Here is a 15766-nt window from a genome sequence, read left to right as displayed (position 1 = left end):
AATAACGGAGGTGTCCATCATGTACAGAGTGGCGATTTGCGATGATTCCAGCCAGCAGCGTGAACAGGTACGCCAGCTGCTGACCGCACTGTCGGTCCGTACAGGAGTTGAATTTATAATTGAAGAATTCGCATCCGGTGAGCTGCTGCTGCAGCATTATGAACAGGAGCAGCCTGCATTTCATGCCTGGATTCTGGATGTGGAGATGCCCGGGCGCAGCGGAATCGAGACGGCGCGTAAGCTGCGGGAATGGCAGCACAGGGACGAACAGATTATTTTCCTCACCAGTTACCCGGAATACATGGTCGACAGCTTTGATGTGATGACTTTCCAGTATTTGATCAAGCCGATGCAGTCCGAACGATTTGACGAAGTAATCCTCTCTCTCTGCCGGTACTGGGAATCCCAGGAACACAAGCTGCTGGTGATCAAATCAGGCTATGATGAGCTGGTGATCCGGCATGATGATCTGATCGCTATCGAAGCGGTCAAAAGTCTGACCCTCAAAAACAAGCTTCATTTTATTACAGCCCGGGATACATATGAAAGCAAAGGTATACTCGCTACCTATGCAGCAGCACTGAAGGAACAGAACTTTCTGCAGATCCACCGTTCAGTCATTATCAATATGCGTCATGCCAAAAAGTTCGCCGGCAACCAGGTGCTGATGTCCAACGGTCTGGAGCTGCCGATCGGACGCTCCCGGGTCAAGGAAGTCAAGGATGCATGCACACGCTTTATGATCAGGGAGCTGAACTGAGATGCCGACCCCCATAAGCTATATGCTGCTCGTGCTGCTATTTGTCGTTCCCATGCTGCTGCTGGGACAATTATATTTTGATGCTGTGCTGGGCCGGATGAACCGCAGACCAAACCGGTATCCATATATTATCGTATTTGTGGTACTGCATCTGATCTATTATCTGGTCAATATGCCGTCCGCCCTCTCCTCTCTGCTGGCCATAGTAATGATTCTCAGTCTGGCTCTGTCCTACAGGGTGCAGCTCGGTACCCTGCTTGTCTTTACCTTTATCTATGTGGTACTGCAGACAATTGTCAATTCCATGGGTGTGCATCTGTTTTTTGGCGGGATCGATTATTCGATAGAAACGCCCTATCAGCTGATGCAAAGTCAGTATACTCGCTCGATCAAGCTGCTTCTGTTCAGTTTTCTGGTGATGCTGATGATCTCCCAATTGATCCGGTTGATCAGCCGGCGGCGCAGTATTGCTCTGCAGCCTCGCTATTATCTGCTGTTTCTGATTGTACCGGTCATTTCGATCTGGCAGATTAATGTGCTGTTTGCCTACAGCCAGCAAAACAGCTACTACGTCATCTCGGTGCTGGGGCTGCTGTTTCTGAATGTATTTGTCATTTATATGTTCGATATGCTGATGGAGCGGTTCCGGCTGCTCAATCAGAATGTGTATTTGCAGCAGCAGATGGATTACCAGGATGCCAATTACGAGAAAACGGTGCATACGTTCAAGGATATCAAGCGCATTATCCATGATACGAATCAGCACCTGATTTATATCGAGGAATGTATTCGCCGTCAGGAACCGGAAGCAGCCATTGAGCATATCCACACGACGCTGAATCGGGTCGATCAGGCGTATTACCGGGTCAATACAGGCAATCTGGTGATCGATGCACTGGTGAGCAATACGCTCAGCATCGGGCAGTCCAACGGTATTCGAATCGATACCCGTCTGCGGCTGCATTCGCCTGCAGTACGGATTGAGCGTTATGATCTGTGCGTCGTACTCGGCAATCTGCTGGATAATGCGATCGAAGCCAGCAAGCAGATCCGGCTGGCGGATGACCGGTATATCTCCATCAATATTCATTCCAGTGAATCGACGCTGTATATCCATATTACCAATCATTCCAGCCAGTCCGATATCGACTGGACCAGCAGCAAGCCAGGCGACGGTTATCATGGCCTCGGCCTGACCAATATCTCCCGTCTATGCGACAAGTACGGCGGCCATATGACGATTGAGAGTCATAATCACCGGGTGGAGAGTATGGTTGTTCTTCCTTTTTATGAAGAATGATAGCAGATTGGGATGGATCACAAGAGAATCATCATAGCGAATTACCGACGATGAACCGGCTACGATGTTGGTTCATTTTTGTCGTTCAGGGGTGAAGATATTCGTTTCAGCCCATTTCCGGTCTTTCCGGCGCGAGTATGCGGTATGCTTCGATTGTGTACAGATGAGAATACATCTGATTACCTACCGAAAGGGATGAATATCATGAATAAAGTAAAATCATTCAGCAAATGCCTGCTGAGCATCGTTATCGCAACTTCGGCACTGCTGCCGATCAGCAGTATATCTGCCGCGCAGACTACTACCAAAGCAGCCTCTGCATCCAAATCCCAGGCTGTTACCGCAGCTACTTCTTCCCGGGCACAGGAGCTCTCCCAGGTACTGCTGGACAAATACGGTGTCACCGGTGTGCAGTATGCCGTTATGGATCACGGTAAAATCACCCTGTCCGGCAGCGCAGGTACATCCGGCCGTGCCGACAGCAGCAAGATTACCAAAAACGACATGTTCGGGATCGGATCGACGAGCAAAATGTATGTGACAGCAGCCACCATGATGCTGGCCGATGAGAAGAAAATCGATATCGATCGGCCGCTGACCGACTATCTGCCGGAATTCCGAATGAAGGATGAACGGTACAAGCAGATCACGCCGCGTATGCTGATGAATCACTCATCCGGGCTGTATGGTAGTCATTATGGCAATACGATTCTGTTTAACGATAATGATACGACCAGCCGTGACCATCTGCTAACATCGCTGCGTAATGAAACGCTGAAGGCCGATCCGGGCGCTTTTTCCGTGTATTCCAATGACAGCTTCCAGCTGCTCGAACTGCTGGTTGCCAAAGTCAGCGGCAAAAGTTATCCACAATTTATCCGTGAACGGATCAGCAAGCCTCTGCAGCTGACATCGACACTAACGCCGCTGGATACATTTGATCGTAAGCGACTGGTGAAAACCTACTTCCCCACACTGACAGACAAAGCGCTGCCGGTGGAAAATACCAATATTATCGGCACCGGCGGCGTATATTCCACCGCAGAAGAAGTAGTGAAATTTGCCGAGGTACTGACCGGGCAGCGGCCGGATCTGTTATCTGCCGCTTCGGTTCAGGCCATGAATCAGCCGGAATATCGTAATGGCCTGTGGGTATCCGAGACTTCTAACATTTTCAACTATGGCCTGGGCTGGGATTCGGTACAGCTGTCTCCCTTTGACCGTTACGGCTTGAAGGCTGTATCCAAAGGCGGAGATACACTGATGTATCATGCTACTCTGGTCAGCCTGCCAAAAGAAAGACTGAGCATGGCCGTATTAACGTCCGGCGGTTCATCGATGTACAATGAAGCGGTTGCCAGCGAAGTGCTGCTGCATGTACTCAAGGACAAAGGGACCATTTCACGTATTTTGCCGGATCAGCAGTTCCCTGCCGCTGGCAAAATCGCCATGCCTGCCGAGATGAAAAAGTACAATGGCACCTATGGTGTAGTGGGTGAGACATTTAATATTCATATTCAAAACGGCAAGTTCAAGCTGGCTGCCCAGATGGCCGGCATGATCCCTGCACAGCAGTATATCTATGCAGGCAAAGGCAAGTTCCGCAGTGAAGACGGTTCTACCCTGGCCAGCTTTGAACGTCAGAAAAACGGCCTCACCTATCTGAAGCTGAACGCCTATCTGAACATCCCGGAACTGGATCAATCCCAGATGGCTCTGTATATCGGGCAAAAGCTGAACAAGCAGCCGCTCAGCGCCTCCGTCAAGAAAGCCTGGCAGCAGCGTAACGGCAAAACCTATTACAATACCGACGAAAAAATCAATTCCGCCTTCTATCTGATCCCGACCGAAATCAGTAAAACGATCCAGGTGGATACCAACCAGGGATATGCACTGGGTACCAAAATCAAAAATGCAAACAGCAGTGTAAATGTGATGCAGATTCCGGTTATGTCCGGACGCGACACCTTTGACCTGAACTTCTCCCGTCAGGGCAAAACGGAATATTTGCAAATTAACGAACAGTCCTTTATTAGCGAAGACGCTGTATCGACTCTGCCGGCTGGCTCTTCTTCTCTTACGATACCGGCAGACAGCTATGCCAAATGGATGAAGCTCGGCAAAAAAACAGCCGGACAGAAGATCAATGTAACTCTTCCTGCCGGAGCAGGCTTTGTCGTCTATGATGACAAAGGACAGATCGTCTATTCTTCCATCATCAATGGCGGACACAGTATGAAGCTGCCTGAAAAAGGAATGATCGTATTCGGAGGCAAAGCCGGTGACCGGTTCAAAATTTCTCTCAGCCGCTGAACAGCTAAATTAATCTGAATAATGCAGAATATACAAATAGCATCACTGCTCTCTGCCTCCTTTGCCGGAGACCCAAAGCGGTGATGCTATTTGTGCTGCTTTCCACACAGGGAAAGCGGTATGTTTGTTATTACTGGTCTTCGTGTTCCCGATCATGCTGGGAACGGACAGTATCCCTGGACTGCTTTTTATCCTGCTTGGAATCGTCGTTCAGCAGTCCTTCCAGTTCTTTCATGAACATGTTAATGTCCTTAAACTGCCGGTATACCGAGGCAAAACGTACATAGGCCACTTCATCGACCGGATACAGCTGCTCCATCACCAGCTCGCCCACCTCGCGGCTCTCTACCTCAGCGAGCGCTGTTGCATACAGGCTTTTCTCGACTTCGGAGACGATCGCATCGAGCTGATCGACCGAGACCGGGCGCTTCTCACAGGCACGGATCAGGCCGCGCAGCAGCTTGTCTCTGCTGAATTCTTCGCGACTGCCGTCCTTTTTGATCACGATTAACGGAGTAACCTCCACCATCTCGAAAGTGGTAAAACGGCGGCTGCAGCTCTCGCACTCCCGCCTGCGGCGAATGGATTTGTTATCGTTGGCTGGACGGGAATCCAGCACTTTGGTTCCGTTATGACCACAATATGGACATTTCACTACCAGTGTCACCTTCCTTTCCCTCTATGCCGTTCATTCCATCTATTTCAGAAGGCGTCATATAATTTGGTATATTGCTTATAATAATATAATACACGCTGCACATAATGTCTTGTCTCACCGTAGGGAATGTCCTTGACATGATCCAGCGTACCATCCCATTTACCGCTGCTGAGCCAGCTTTTCACCTTGCTGGGGCCCGCATTGTAGGCTGCGATAACCGCGACTTCATTGCCGTCAAACTGCTGCATCAGGTTGCCCAGATACCAGGTACCGATCTCGATATTCGGGTCGGCATCATGCTTGATCGTCTCCATGGACACATTGGCCAGATGCGCCTTGTCCATGGCCCACTGCGCGGTATCCGGCATCAACTGCATGACGCCAAGAGCGCCTTTCTTCGACTCCATGCTGGGCTGGAAATTGGTCTCCACCCGGATAATCGAAGCAATCAGAAAAGGGTCCACCTGATAGGCGGAAGCATGCGCCCTGATCTCCTCCTTGAACTCGATCGGATAGATCCAGGCCAGCCAGCGGGTATTGAACAATACCAGTACAAGCACAATCAGAAATAGTGGCAGCAGAATCCGTTTACGTACTATTTTTCGTCTGAGCTGGTTCATGATAATCCCTTACTCCGCCAAAATTGCTGCAGCTGCTGCCATGTTTCTTCCGGCGTGCCGCTGTTATCGATAACAATATCCGCGATCCGTTTCTTTTCCTCAATATCCATCTGGGCCGCCAGACGCCGGGCCGCCTGCTCTTCGGTCAGGCCATCTCGCGCCATCAGCCGCTGCAGCTGAATATCACGCGGTACATACACAACCATAATCTCATCGAACCGGTAGGCGTCTCTTGCTTCCAGCAGCAGCGGAATATCCGCAATGACAAGCCGCTGTGGATCAGCTGCTTCCAGCTCGGCAACACGGCTGTGAATGAGCGAACGAATCGCCGGATGCGTAATGCCTTCCAGAGCGACCCTTTCTTCCGGGTGGGTGAAAATATGCTCGCCCAGCCGCTTGCGGTTCAGCGTACCGTCTTCGTTCAGCATCTCTTCCCCAAAGCGCTCTCTTACCTGCTGCAGTACCGGATGACCTGGCATCATGACTTCCCGTGCGATCAGATCCGCATCAACCAGTGCAGCCCCATGCTGCACCAGCCAGGCGGAGACTGAACTTTTCCCCGTGGCGATTCCTCCGGTTAATCCAATATTCATGCTGTCACCTCAATGTTTCTGTCGTATCGGAAGAGGCTGGCAGACCGGGCAAAAGTGCGTGCCCCTGCCGCCTACTACAGTCTTCTCTATCAGCGTCCCGCATTCATAGCATGGCTGTGCCTTGCGTCCATAGATACGGAGGCTGTGCTGGAACATGCCCATCTCGCCCTGTCCGTTCACATAGGACTTGATCGATGATCCGCCGGCAGCGACCGCGTCCGTCAGTGTCGATACAATCGCTTCATGCAGACGAATTAGCTGCTCTTCGCTCAGTTCACCGGCGATTCGCTCGGGATGGATACCGGCACGAAACAAGGCTTCATCCACATAGATATTGCCGATGCCCACGACATACGCCTGATTGAGCAGTACCGGTTTGATCATCGTCTTGCGCTTGCCGATCACCCGGATAAACTGCTCGGTTGTAAATGTTGGGTCGAGCGGTTCCTGGCCGAGCTGCATCAGCGGCTTGGATTCCAGATCTTCACCGGTTTTGAATAGATGCATCGTACCGAACTGACGTACATCCTTGTATCTCAATTCCGTACCATCCGTAAAGTGGAAAATGACATGGGTATGCTTTTCCACCGGTTCATTCTGTTCATATACTCCATAGCGTCCTTCCATCCGCAGATGGGAGACCATGACCAGTCCATCCATTACGATTCGCAAAAATTTGCCGCGCCGTTCAACGGTCTGTATGGTGTGTCCCTGCAGCTCCATGGCAAACTGCTGCGGGTCATCCGGCCGCTGGATAATACGCGGCAGCGACACGGTAACCCGTTCAATTTGCTTGCCGGTGACCAGGGTGTTAAGAGTGCGTCTGACTGTTTCTACTTCCGGCAATTCAGGCATATGGTTCACCTATCCTTTATTGATAATCGATATATGATTTACTTGGCTTCGTACCAGTTGGAGCCGTAGCTGACATCCGCCTTGAGCGGCACGGACAGCTGCAGGGCATCCTTCATGATCTGCGGTACGAGCGTCTTCATTTCTTCCATTTCATCCGCCGGCACTTCAAATACCAGTTCATCATGTACCTGAAGCAGCATGCGGCTCTTGAGCTTGCGGTCTTTGAGCGCTTTGTCCATATGAACCATTGCCAGCTTGATAATATCGGCGGCAGTTCCCTGGATCGGCGTATTCATCGCTGTACGTTCGGCAAAGGAACGCAGATTGAAATTGGAGGAACGAATCTCCGGCAAATACCGGCGGCGTTCCAGCATCGTCTTCACATAGCCGTTCTTCTTGGCTTCGTCGACGATATCATCCATATAGCGGCGTACACCCTGGAATACGTCAAAGTACTGGGCAATAAATTCCGACGCTTCCTTCCGCGTAATTCCCAGGTTCTGAGACAGTCCGTAATCACTGATCCCGTAGACGATACCAAAATTAACCGCTTTGGCTGAGCGGCGCATATTGCTGTCCACCTCTTCATGACCTACGCCGAATACGTCCATCGCTGTCTTGGTATGAATATCCATATCATGCAGGAAAGCATCCTTTAATCCCGGATCATCGGAGATATGAGCGAGTACACGCAGCTCGATCTGCGAATAATCCGCTGCCAGCATCGACCAGCCCTGTACGGACGGAACGAACACTTTGCGCAGCTTGCGCCCTTCTTCCAGACGGATCGGGATATTTTGCAGGTTCGGGAACTGGCTGGACAGCCTTCCGGTCGCTGTAATCGTCTGGCGGAAGTACGTATGCACCTTGCCGGATTTGGGATGAATCTCCTTAAGCAGACCTTCCACATAAGTCGATTGCAGCTTGGACAGCTGGCGATAGATCAGGATATGCTGTACTACATCATGATAAGGAGCCAGTTTCTCCAGCACCTCGGCGTCGGTAGAATAGCCGGTCTTGGTCTTCTTGATCACCGGCAGCTGCAGACGATCGAACAGAATCTCGCCCAGCTGCTTCGGTGAATTCAGATTGAACTCTGTACCTGCCTGCTCATAGATCTGCTTTACCAGCGTCTCCAGCTGGCTTTCAAATTCCTTGCCCAGTGCGCGCAGTTCATCCGTATTGACGGCGACGCCCTGCTTTTCCATATCGGCCAGAATGCGTGACAGCGGCATCTCCAGATCCTCGAACAGGCTGGTCATCTCGTTTTGCTCCAGCTGTTCACGCTGCAGCGGTACGAGCTGACGGATCGTCGCTGTTTTCCGGGCCAGATGCAGGCTCAGTATGTCGGCTTCCGGCACTTTATAGCGGGCACCTTTGCCGAAGATCGTATCATCTTCCGGCAGCTGGGGCAGACCACTGCGGCCAGCCAGCACGCTCAGGCTCTGACCGGAATCGGTTGGGTCGAGCAGATAGGCGGCAATCTGAATATCGAATCGTGCTCCGGCAAAAGGAATATCGTCCCAGTACAGCACCAGATCGGCGCGGTGCAAATCATGTCCGTCCTTCGGAATCGACTCGTCGGCGAGCCAGCTGCGAATAGGAGCAGCCGCTTCGCTTTTGAGCGTCTCCGGTGTCAGGAAGAAATACTGATCCGGTGCAGAGAGTACGATGCCGACCAGACTGGCATGATGGGGATTCTCTCCGCGGCTCTCGATATGCACGACATCAATCTGACCCAGCGCCGCTTCCAGCTGGGCGATCTCTCCCTCGCCGATGACGGTAACCGCCAGCTCTTCAGCCTGCTGTCCGGCAGACTCGTCCAGATCCAGATGATCGATCACGCCATCCGGCGCTGCATCCGACAGATTAAGACGCTGCAAAATGGATTTGAATTCGAGCTTTTGCAGTGCCGATACCGCTGTTGCTGCCTGGATGCCTTCATATTTGAGACTGTCCCATGTCGCATCGAACGGAACCTCACGATAAATGGTTGCCAGCTCCTTGCTCATCCGGGCATCATCGGCATGCGTCTCGATCTTTTCCTTCATCTTACCTTTGAGCTGGTCGGTATTGTTCAGCACTTCCTCTACCGATCCGTACTGGTGCAGCAGCTTCAGTGCCGTCTTCTCGCCTACTCCCGGAATGCCGGGAATATTATCGGAAGCGTCGCCCATCAATCCCTTGAGATCGATAATCTGAGATGGAGTCAGGCCATAACGCTCCTGCACCTCGGCAGGTCCATAGGCTTCAATATCGCTGACACCTTTGCGAGTCAGACCGACTTTGACATGATCCGAGGCCAGCTGGAGCATATCCTTGTCTCCGCTGATGACGATCACTTCACAGCCTTTTTTCTCCGCCTGCAGGGACAGTGTGCCGATAATATCATCCGCTTCATAACCTTCCAGCTGGTAATGGGTGATGCCAAAGGCAGTCAGCAGATCCTTGAGCAGCGGGAACTGTTCGGACAGCTCGGGTGGTGTCTTCTGGCGTCCTCCCTTGTAATCCTGATAGTTGCTGTGACGGAACGTGATTTTACCGGCATCAAAAGCGACCATGATATGGGTCGGCTTCTCCTCTTCCAGCAGCCGCAGCAGCATATTGGTAAATCCGTATACCGCATTGGTATGCATTCCGCTCGATGTGGTCATCGGCTGCTGCATCGCAAAAAAGGCACGGTAAATGATACTATTTCCATCTATTAACATAAATTTTTCCATAGATCCTCCTGTGGTCAGAACATGCATGTATAGTAGGTATTTCCTTGTTAAATAGGTTATGTTATCGCTTATTCTATGATACCACAAGGCTCTCCGTTCCAAAACAAAAGCACCGGATAAGTTCCGGTGCTTTGGCAGTTGCTGATAAAATTGTCAGGTGTTCAGGTCTGGACGACTTCCGGTGACTAGATAAACGACGCTTTCGCCGATATTGGTCGCATGATCGGCGATCCGCTCGATATAACGTCCGGTCAGGTTCAGCAGCATGACCTGCGGACCGTCGGCGGCATTCTCCAGCATATGCTGGTGCAATTCACGAATCATGCCGCTGTACATATGATCCACCTGATCATCATCATTCCCTACTTTGTGAGCCAAATCCGTATTTTCGTCCAGATAAGACTGAATGGAATCCCGGGTCATCTGAATCACGATATCCGACATGCGAGGGATATCTACCAGGGGCTTGATCAAGTTGGAGCCCTGCATGCGCAAAGTAACTTTGGCTACGTCGCGCGCCAGATCACCCATACGCTCCAGATCACTGGAGATTTTGAATGCGACGATAATCCGGCGCAGGTCCTTGGCGACCGGCTGCTGCGTCACAATCAGACGGGAGCCGATATCCATAATCTTCTCTTCCATTTCATTTAGACGGTAATCATTTTCGACAACGTTTTTGGCTTTGGCCGTATCCAGCGTCTGCAATGACTTTACCGCATCTTCTAATGCTTCGATTACGTGATCTCCCATGGCGGTGAGCAGATGCCGGAGTTCACTGAGACTTTCATCAAATCCTTTGCGGTTAGGCATTCATAATCCTCCTCTAGGCTGGTTGAATAATGCAGATTACACCGCTTATGACAGTTCGGTCGATCTCTGCTCCCAGACGGCCGACGGATACTTTCCGGTTCCGGCCTGGAGCGATCAACTATTCAACAAGCGAAGGCGTGCTGCCCTCAGCCGAACCGGCCGGAGATGTAATCTTCCGTACGGGAATCGGTCGGATTCGAGAACATCTCGGTCGTATCCGTGGACTCTACCACTTCCCCGTTCAGGAAAAAGGCTGTCTGGTCGGAGATCCGTGCTGCCTGATGCATGTTATGGGTAACCATAACGATGGTGTAATCCTTTTTGAGATCTTGCGTCAATTCTTCAATTTTGAGAGTGGAGATGGGGTCAAGAGCGGAAGTCGCCTCATCCATCAGCAGGATATCCGGCTGGCTGGCAATCGCACGTGCGATGCACAGACGCTGCTGCTGACCGCCGGACAGACTCAGTGCCGACTTTTTGAGATAGTCCTTGACTTCTTCCCACAGGGCGGACTGCCGCAGACTGCGTTCCACGATTTCGTTCAGTTCTGTTTTGGATGTGATGCCCTGCAGGCGGGGGCCGTAAGCGACATTTTCATAAATGGATTTTGGGAAAGGATTGGGCTGCTGGAATACCATACCGACCTGCTGGCGCAGGTCCTCCACTTCCACGTCATCTCCGTAAATGTCGGAACCGGCAATCTCGACCTTGCCTTCGATCCGTGTACCGGGGATCATGTCGTTCATTCGGTTCAATGTGCGCAGCAGTGTCGATTTACCGCAGCCGGACGGCCCGATAAAAGCGGTAACTGCCTTTTCCTGAATAGTAAGTCCGATATTTTTAAGAGCATGATGCTTCTCATAATATAAATTTAGCTGTTCAATGCGAATAATGTCTGACACAGGGTCACACTCCCTTGATTCTCTTGTCCTGGCAATCATGAACGGGTCATGATTCCGACTGGCATCTATACATCATACGTGATATTTGTAAACCGAGACCTCCCGTATTGTAAAGGGAATGTAAAACTTCCAGCAAGCTGTCAATCCTGCAATCCGGCAGCGACGAGAGCGGTTAGACGCGCTGCTTCGGCCGCCTTGTTCAACAATTGATCCGCATGGGCGGAAGCCTCATCCGCTCCGGCAGCCATCTCTGCGAACAGCCGATCGGCCTGGGCGATGGACGTCAGACTGCGCTCCATCGTCTGCTCGGTCGTCTGACTGTACTGGGCCGATTGTGCAATCATTTCGTTCAGCCCGTTCAGCAGCCGGGTTACATCCGCAGACAGGGTAGTGATCCGGCTGGACAGATGGCGCATCTCCCCGGCAACTACGGCAAACCCGCTGCCTGCCTGGGCAGCCCGCGCCGCCTCAATCGAAGCATTGAGCGCCAGCATGGTGCTCTGACCGGCCAGCTGGGATACATCATCCAGCACTTTGCGTGCCTGGACGGTATGCTGCAGCATCTCCTCGGTCTGAAGACGCTGACGGCTCACCAGCTGCCGTGCCTGCCGGAAGCTCTCTCCCGCCTCACCCAGCTCGCTGTGACCGGATACCGTCCGGACCTTGATGGCTTCCAGCTGACTGGACGTATGTCCGGCTGCACCGGTAACGGTCTGTACCGCCTCTTCAATCTGTCCGACAAAGGAACGGGTCTCCCGCAGGGACTGCAGACGCTGCTGCTCGGCCAGAGCCTGCAGATGACGGGACAACTCCATCATGTCGCGGATCGTAATCGCCCCTGCCAGCTGTCCGTTCTCCGTCAGCAGTACACATTCATAAAAGGCTTCGCCTTCACGTGCCAGAGCCGCATCCACTGCAGTCGCCGCATCGGTATGGATGTCCATACTCAGTACATCCGGACGAGTAAACCGGCTCGTCGGACGCCCTTCATACAGCTCGGTAGCGAAGCGGCTGGCCATGCGCCGGTAGAACTGCTCGCGCATAATCAGGCCTGTCGGCTCGCCAGCTTCATTGCATATGGCGATACAGGGCAGCTGCTCCTCCTTGCGGAAGCGCTGTACGGTAACGCCGCATGTCTCATCCGCTGTAATACCGGGAATGATCATCCGGTAATGCTGCAGCGTCAATTCAGGGCGACCGCTTCCTGTATCCATCTGTTGTTCTCTAACAGGACTTTGGTCCCTGTCCGGTATCTCCGGCTCGATGATATCCGGTTCCTGTATAGCTGTTTTTGTGCTGTGCTCAAGCAGCACAGACTGCTCTGTATGTTGATCCGTCACGCCGTGTTTTACCTTGATCTGCTCATTTTCAGGTTGTATCTGGCTTTCCGGCTTTTCCAGCAATAGATTAGACAAACCGTATCGTCTCCCTTAGTTCTTTGGTATCACTTCTCCTCTTCAGACTAATCTATGATTGTAAATTTAATTTGCGGATTGATGAATGATTATGTAATGACACGTATAAAACTTCCTGTCTTCCATCCGATATTCCGGTGTATGTAAAAAAATGCCCTTCATTCCGTTTAACCGGAATGAGGAGCACTTGTTTTCTTGCGTACGACGAGTTTGTAGCCCACTCCGCGAATCGAATCGATATGTACCGATTCCGGATCAAGTTCGAGCTTTTTGCGCAGGGAACTGACGTGTACATCGACTGTCCGCTGACCACCGATATAATCAAATCCCCATACGGCATTCATCAGATCATCCCGTGTCATCACGACGCCCGGCTTGCGTGCCAGATACAGCAGCACTTCGAACTCTTTGGGACGCAGTGTGATCTGCTGCATGCCCAGCGCGACTTCATACTTGTCCGGATAGATCATCAGATCGCCCAGTTCAATGCGGCTCTCCTGGGAATTCTCTTCCACCGGCTGATCTTCACGTCCGGTTGCCCGGCGCAGTACCGCCGCCACACGTGCCAGCAGTTCGGATACGCCGAATGGCTTGGTAATATAATCATCGGCGCCGGCTTTGAGACCTTCGACAACTTCTTCCTCCGCATTCTTGGCTGTCAAAATAACGACAGGTGTGCGTATGCCGGAGCTGCGCAGCTTGCGTAAAATATCTAATCCCGACATTCCCGGTAACATCAGATCCAGCAGGATCAGCTCAAACGATTCACTCTGAGCCCGTTCCAGACCGGCACTGCCATGGTCTTCTACCGTAACTTCATACCCTTCCTGTGTCAGGTTGTAGGACAACAGTCGGGACAACGTTGATTCATCTTCAATGACCAGCAATCGTTTAGTCATGATAACCTCCATATGGGTTCACATTTCATCCACCTTGACCAGCATATCATGATTTTGTTAACACAGTGTAAAAATATTGAATTTGATTAGGTGGCAGTTAAAAGTCGCCTTCATCCTCCTGCAGCAGTGGCAGATCCACGGTAAAGGTCGTGCCGATGTTTACTTCGCTTTCTACCGTGACTATACCATGATGCAGCTCGACCAGATGCTTGACAATCGACAGACCAAGCCCGGTTCCGCCTGAACTGCGCGAACGCGCCTTGTCCACCCGGTAGAACCGTTCGAAGATCCGCGGCAGATCCTTGCGTGGGATGCCCATACCTGTATCGCTCACATCAAACCGGATACGTTCGTGTCCTTCCAGAGACATGATCTCTTTTACGTCCAGCGTAACCTTGCCGCCATCCTGCGTGTAATTGATCGCATTGGAAATCAGATTTACAAAGATCTGCCGCAGCCGGTCCTCATCCGCTTCCATGAACAGCTCTTCCGGCACGTTCATGTTCATCGTAATATTTTTCTTGGCTGCAGACGAGTTGAGCATCTCCCGGATCGTATCGAAGAACGGCTGCAGATGAATCGGAGAAAAGTTGAGCGGCGAGCGCTTGGATTCGATTTTGGACAATTCCAGAATATCGCCGATCAGCCGGTTCAGCCGCTCACTCTCATCATAGATAATTTGCAGGAAAGAGCGTGACGTCTGCTCATCCTGTACACCGCCGCTCAGCAGGGTCTCGGCAAATCCTTTGACCGCAGCGATCGGCGTCTTCAGTTCATGGGACACATTCGCGACAAATTCGCTGCGCATCCGTTCCAGACGACGGATATTGGAGACGTCCTGGATCAGGAACAACATGCCCCGGTATGTATCATCGTCTTCGAACATCGGTACGCCGTCAATCTCAATCAGCCTAGGTTCCGGATTGTACAATGTCTGTTCATCATGGATACGCTCCTTGCGGCGCAGTCCTTCTCCCAGCAGCTTGCTCAGCTCATAATGCTGCTTGAGCTCCTGATACGGCTTGCCGATAATGCGCTTGGAGCTAATGCCCAGCATCTCCTCGGCAAACCGGTTCACCAGTGCGACATTGCCGTTAAACTCGACCATGACCATTCCTCCGGTCATGTTGGCCAATACGCTCTGCAGCAGGTCTTCATTATCACGAATGACTTTGAGCTGCATCTCCAGGCTATCTGCCATATTGTCGATGGCTTTGCCCAGATCACCGATCTCGTCCTGCCGATCCAGCTTCACCCGTGCTCCATAATCCAGCCGTGAGATCCGGTTGGCAACACGGGTGATATGCTCCAGTGGACGGGTCAGACTGGAAGCGACCCGGTAGCTGACCAGTGCCGCGACGAGGAACAGTACCGCCAGACTGATGCCCATGACCGTCCAGGCACTGCGGACGCCATTTTCAACGGCCTGCAGACTCATGGACAAACGGATATACCCGTCAAACTGTCCTGCCTTATGTACAGGTGCGGCGACGTACAGCATATTCTCCTGCAGGGTATTGCTGTACCGGATCGCGCTGCCGAGTCCATTGCTCTGGGCTGCTATAATCTCTTCGCGATCCCTGTGGTTATTCATGCTGCGCGGAGCGCTCTGCGAATCCCCGATTACGGTTCCATCCCGTTCGATAAAGGTCACTCTGGAGTCGGTGAGCTTGCTGATCGCTACCGACTGACTCGTGTAGTAATCAAGTACTTCTTCGGTAGGCGAGCCTTCCACCCCTTCATTTCGAAAATCAAAGGTGGTCTCCAGCAGACGGATCTCCCGCAGCATATTATCTTCCAGAGTCTGCACATGGGAATCCTTGTAGATTTTGCCCATGGTAAAGGCTGCTGCCAGACCGAGTACTCCCAGCAGCAGCATAATAATCAGGGTCAGACGGACGCGGAACGGTTTCAT

The 15766-nt window shown here is 51.9% G+C and carries 13 protein-coding genes; 3 read left to right on the top strand and 10 right to left on the bottom strand.

The genetic code is table 11. The features are described from left to right. Positions 1 to 19 precede the first annotated feature (19 nt). From WH45_RS16885 to WH45_RS16875, 3 genes are all read left to right on the top strand, one after another. Positions 20 to 760, top strand: coding sequence for a LytR/AlgR family response regulator transcription factor (locus WH45_RS16885; RefSeq protein ID WP_046215590.1), 741 nt, complete (start codon positions 20 to 22; stop codon positions 758 to 760). 1 nt (position 761) lies between these two features. Further along, complete coding sequence (locus tag WH45_RS16880; protein ID WP_046215589.1) at positions 762 to 2060, top strand: sensor histidine kinase; 1299 nt, start codon at positions 762 to 764, stop codon at positions 2058 to 2060. A gap of 204 nt (positions 2061 to 2264) precedes the next feature. Further along, positions 2265 to 4373, top strand: coding sequence for a serine hydrolase domain-containing protein (locus tag WH45_RS16875; RefSeq protein WP_235338404.1), 2109 nt, complete (start codon positions 2265 to 2267; stop codon positions 4371 to 4373). Between the two features lie 130 nt (positions 4374 to 4503). Here WH45_RS16875 and nrdR read toward each other — a convergent pair whose 3' ends face one another. From nrdR to pnpS, 10 genes are all read right to left on the bottom strand, one after another. After that, positions 4504 to 5028, bottom strand: a complete 525-nt coding sequence (gene nrdR / locus WH45_RS16870; protein WP_046215587.1) for a transcriptional regulator NrdR — start codon at positions 5026 to 5028, stop codon at positions 4504 to 4506. Positions 5029 to 5075: 47 nt separating this feature from the next. Continuing rightward, on the bottom strand, positions 5076 to 5651 hold the full coding sequence (locus tag WH45_RS16865) for a lytic transglycosylase domain-containing protein (RefSeq protein WP_046215586.1): 576 nt from the start codon (positions 5649 to 5651) through the stop codon (positions 5076 to 5078). After that, entirely contained in the window at positions 5648 to 6244 is a 597-nt protein-coding gene (gene coaE / locus WH45_RS16860) for a dephospho-CoA kinase (protein WP_046215585.1), read from the bottom strand. The genes WH45_RS16865 and coaE overlap by 4 nt, the downstream gene beginning before the upstream one ends. 9 nt (positions 6245 to 6253) lie before the next feature. After that, positions 6254 to 7099, bottom strand: coding sequence for a DNA-formamidopyrimidine glycosylase (gene mutM, locus WH45_RS16855; RefSeq protein ID WP_046215584.1), 846 nt, complete (start codon positions 7097 to 7099; stop codon positions 6254 to 6256). A gap of 38 nt (positions 7100 to 7137) precedes the next feature. Beyond that, positions 7138 to 9822 (bottom strand): DNA polymerase I, encoded by a 2685-nt coding sequence (gene polA / locus WH45_RS16850; protein WP_046215583.1) that lies wholly within the window; start codon positions 9820 to 9822, stop codon positions 7138 to 7140. A 153-nt stretch (positions 9823 to 9975) separates the two neighbouring features. Further along, positions 9976 to 10635: a phosphate signaling complex protein PhoU gene (gene phoU, locus WH45_RS16845; protein ID WP_046215582.1), complete on the bottom strand. Its 660-nt coding sequence runs from the start codon at positions 10633 to 10635 to the stop codon at positions 9976 to 9978. A 146-nt stretch (positions 10636 to 10781) separates the two neighbouring features. Further along, positions 10782 to 11576 carry a phosphate ABC transporter ATP-binding protein PstB gene (gene pstB, locus WH45_RS16840; protein ID WP_082096908.1) on the bottom strand — a complete coding sequence of 265 codons (795 nt, stop codon included), beginning with the start codon at positions 11574 to 11576 and terminating at the stop codon, positions 10782 to 10784. Between the two features lie 101 nt (positions 11577 to 11677). Beyond that, positions 11678 to 12952 carry a methyl-accepting chemotaxis protein gene (locus tag WH45_RS16835; RefSeq protein WP_046215580.1) on the bottom strand — a complete coding sequence of 425 codons (1275 nt, stop codon included), beginning with the start codon at positions 12950 to 12952 and terminating at the stop codon, positions 11678 to 11680. A 167-nt stretch (positions 12953 to 13119) separates the two neighbouring features. Next, positions 13120 to 13851 carry a response regulator transcription factor gene (locus WH45_RS16830; RefSeq protein ID WP_046215579.1) on the bottom strand — a complete coding sequence of 244 codons (732 nt, stop codon included), beginning with the start codon at positions 13849 to 13851 and terminating at the stop codon, positions 13120 to 13122. 97 nt (positions 13852 to 13948) lie between these two features. Next, positions 13949 to 15766 (bottom strand): two-component system histidine kinase PnpS, encoded by a 1818-nt coding sequence (pnpS, locus tag WH45_RS16825; RefSeq protein ID WP_046215578.1) that lies wholly within the window; start codon positions 15764 to 15766, stop codon positions 13949 to 13951.

This window comes from Paenibacillus wulumuqiensis (assembly GCF_000971965.1).
Lineage (GTDB): Bacteria > Bacillota > Bacilli > Paenibacillales > Paenibacillaceae > Saccharibacillus > Saccharibacillus wulumuqiensis.
The sequence above is the reverse complement of the archived record's forward strand: the minus strand, read 5'-3'. Positions and strand labels throughout refer to the sequence as shown.

Bases quoted from the DNA above. Each gene is read 5' to 3' on its own strand.
- WH45_RS16875 (WP_235338404.1), top strand. From the start codon at position 2,265: ATGAATAAAGTAAAATCATTCAGCAAATGCCTGCTGAGCATCGTTATC.
- coaE (WP_046215585.1), bottom strand. From the start codon at position 6,244: ATGAATATTGGATTAACCGGAGGAATCGCCACGGGGAAAAGTTCAGTC.
- mutM (WP_046215584.1), bottom strand. From the start codon at position 7,099: ATGCCTGAATTGCCGGAAGTAGAAACAGTCAGACGCACTCTTAACACC.
- pnpS (WP_046215578.1), bottom strand. From the start codon at position 15,766: ATGAAACCGTTCCGCGTCCGTCTGACCCTGATTATTATGCTGCTGCTG.
- WH45_RS16880 (WP_046215589.1), top strand. From the start codon at position 762: ATGCCGACCCCCATAAGCTATATGCTGCTCGTGCTGCTATTTGTCGTT.
- WH45_RS16885 (WP_046215590.1), top strand. From the start codon at position 20: ATGTACAGAGTGGCGATTTGCGATGATTCCAGCCAGCAGCGTGAACAG.
- phoU (WP_046215582.1), bottom strand. From the start codon at position 10,635: ATGCCTAACCGCAAAGGATTTGATGAAAGTCTCAGTGAACTCCGGCAT.
- pstB (WP_082096908.1), bottom strand. From the start codon at position 11,576: ATGATTGCCAGGACAAGAGAATCAAGGGAGTGTGACCCTGTGTCAGAC.
- WH45_RS16865 (WP_046215586.1), bottom strand. From the start codon at position 5,651: ATGAACCAGCTCAGACGAAAAATAGTACGTAAACGGATTCTGCTGCCA.
- WH45_RS16830 (WP_046215579.1), bottom strand. From the start codon at position 13,851: ATGACTAAACGATTGCTGGTCATTGAAGATGAATCAACGTTGTCCCGA.
- polA (WP_046215583.1), bottom strand. From the start codon at position 9,822: ATGGAAAAATTTATGTTAATAGATGGAAATAGTATCATTTACCGTGCC.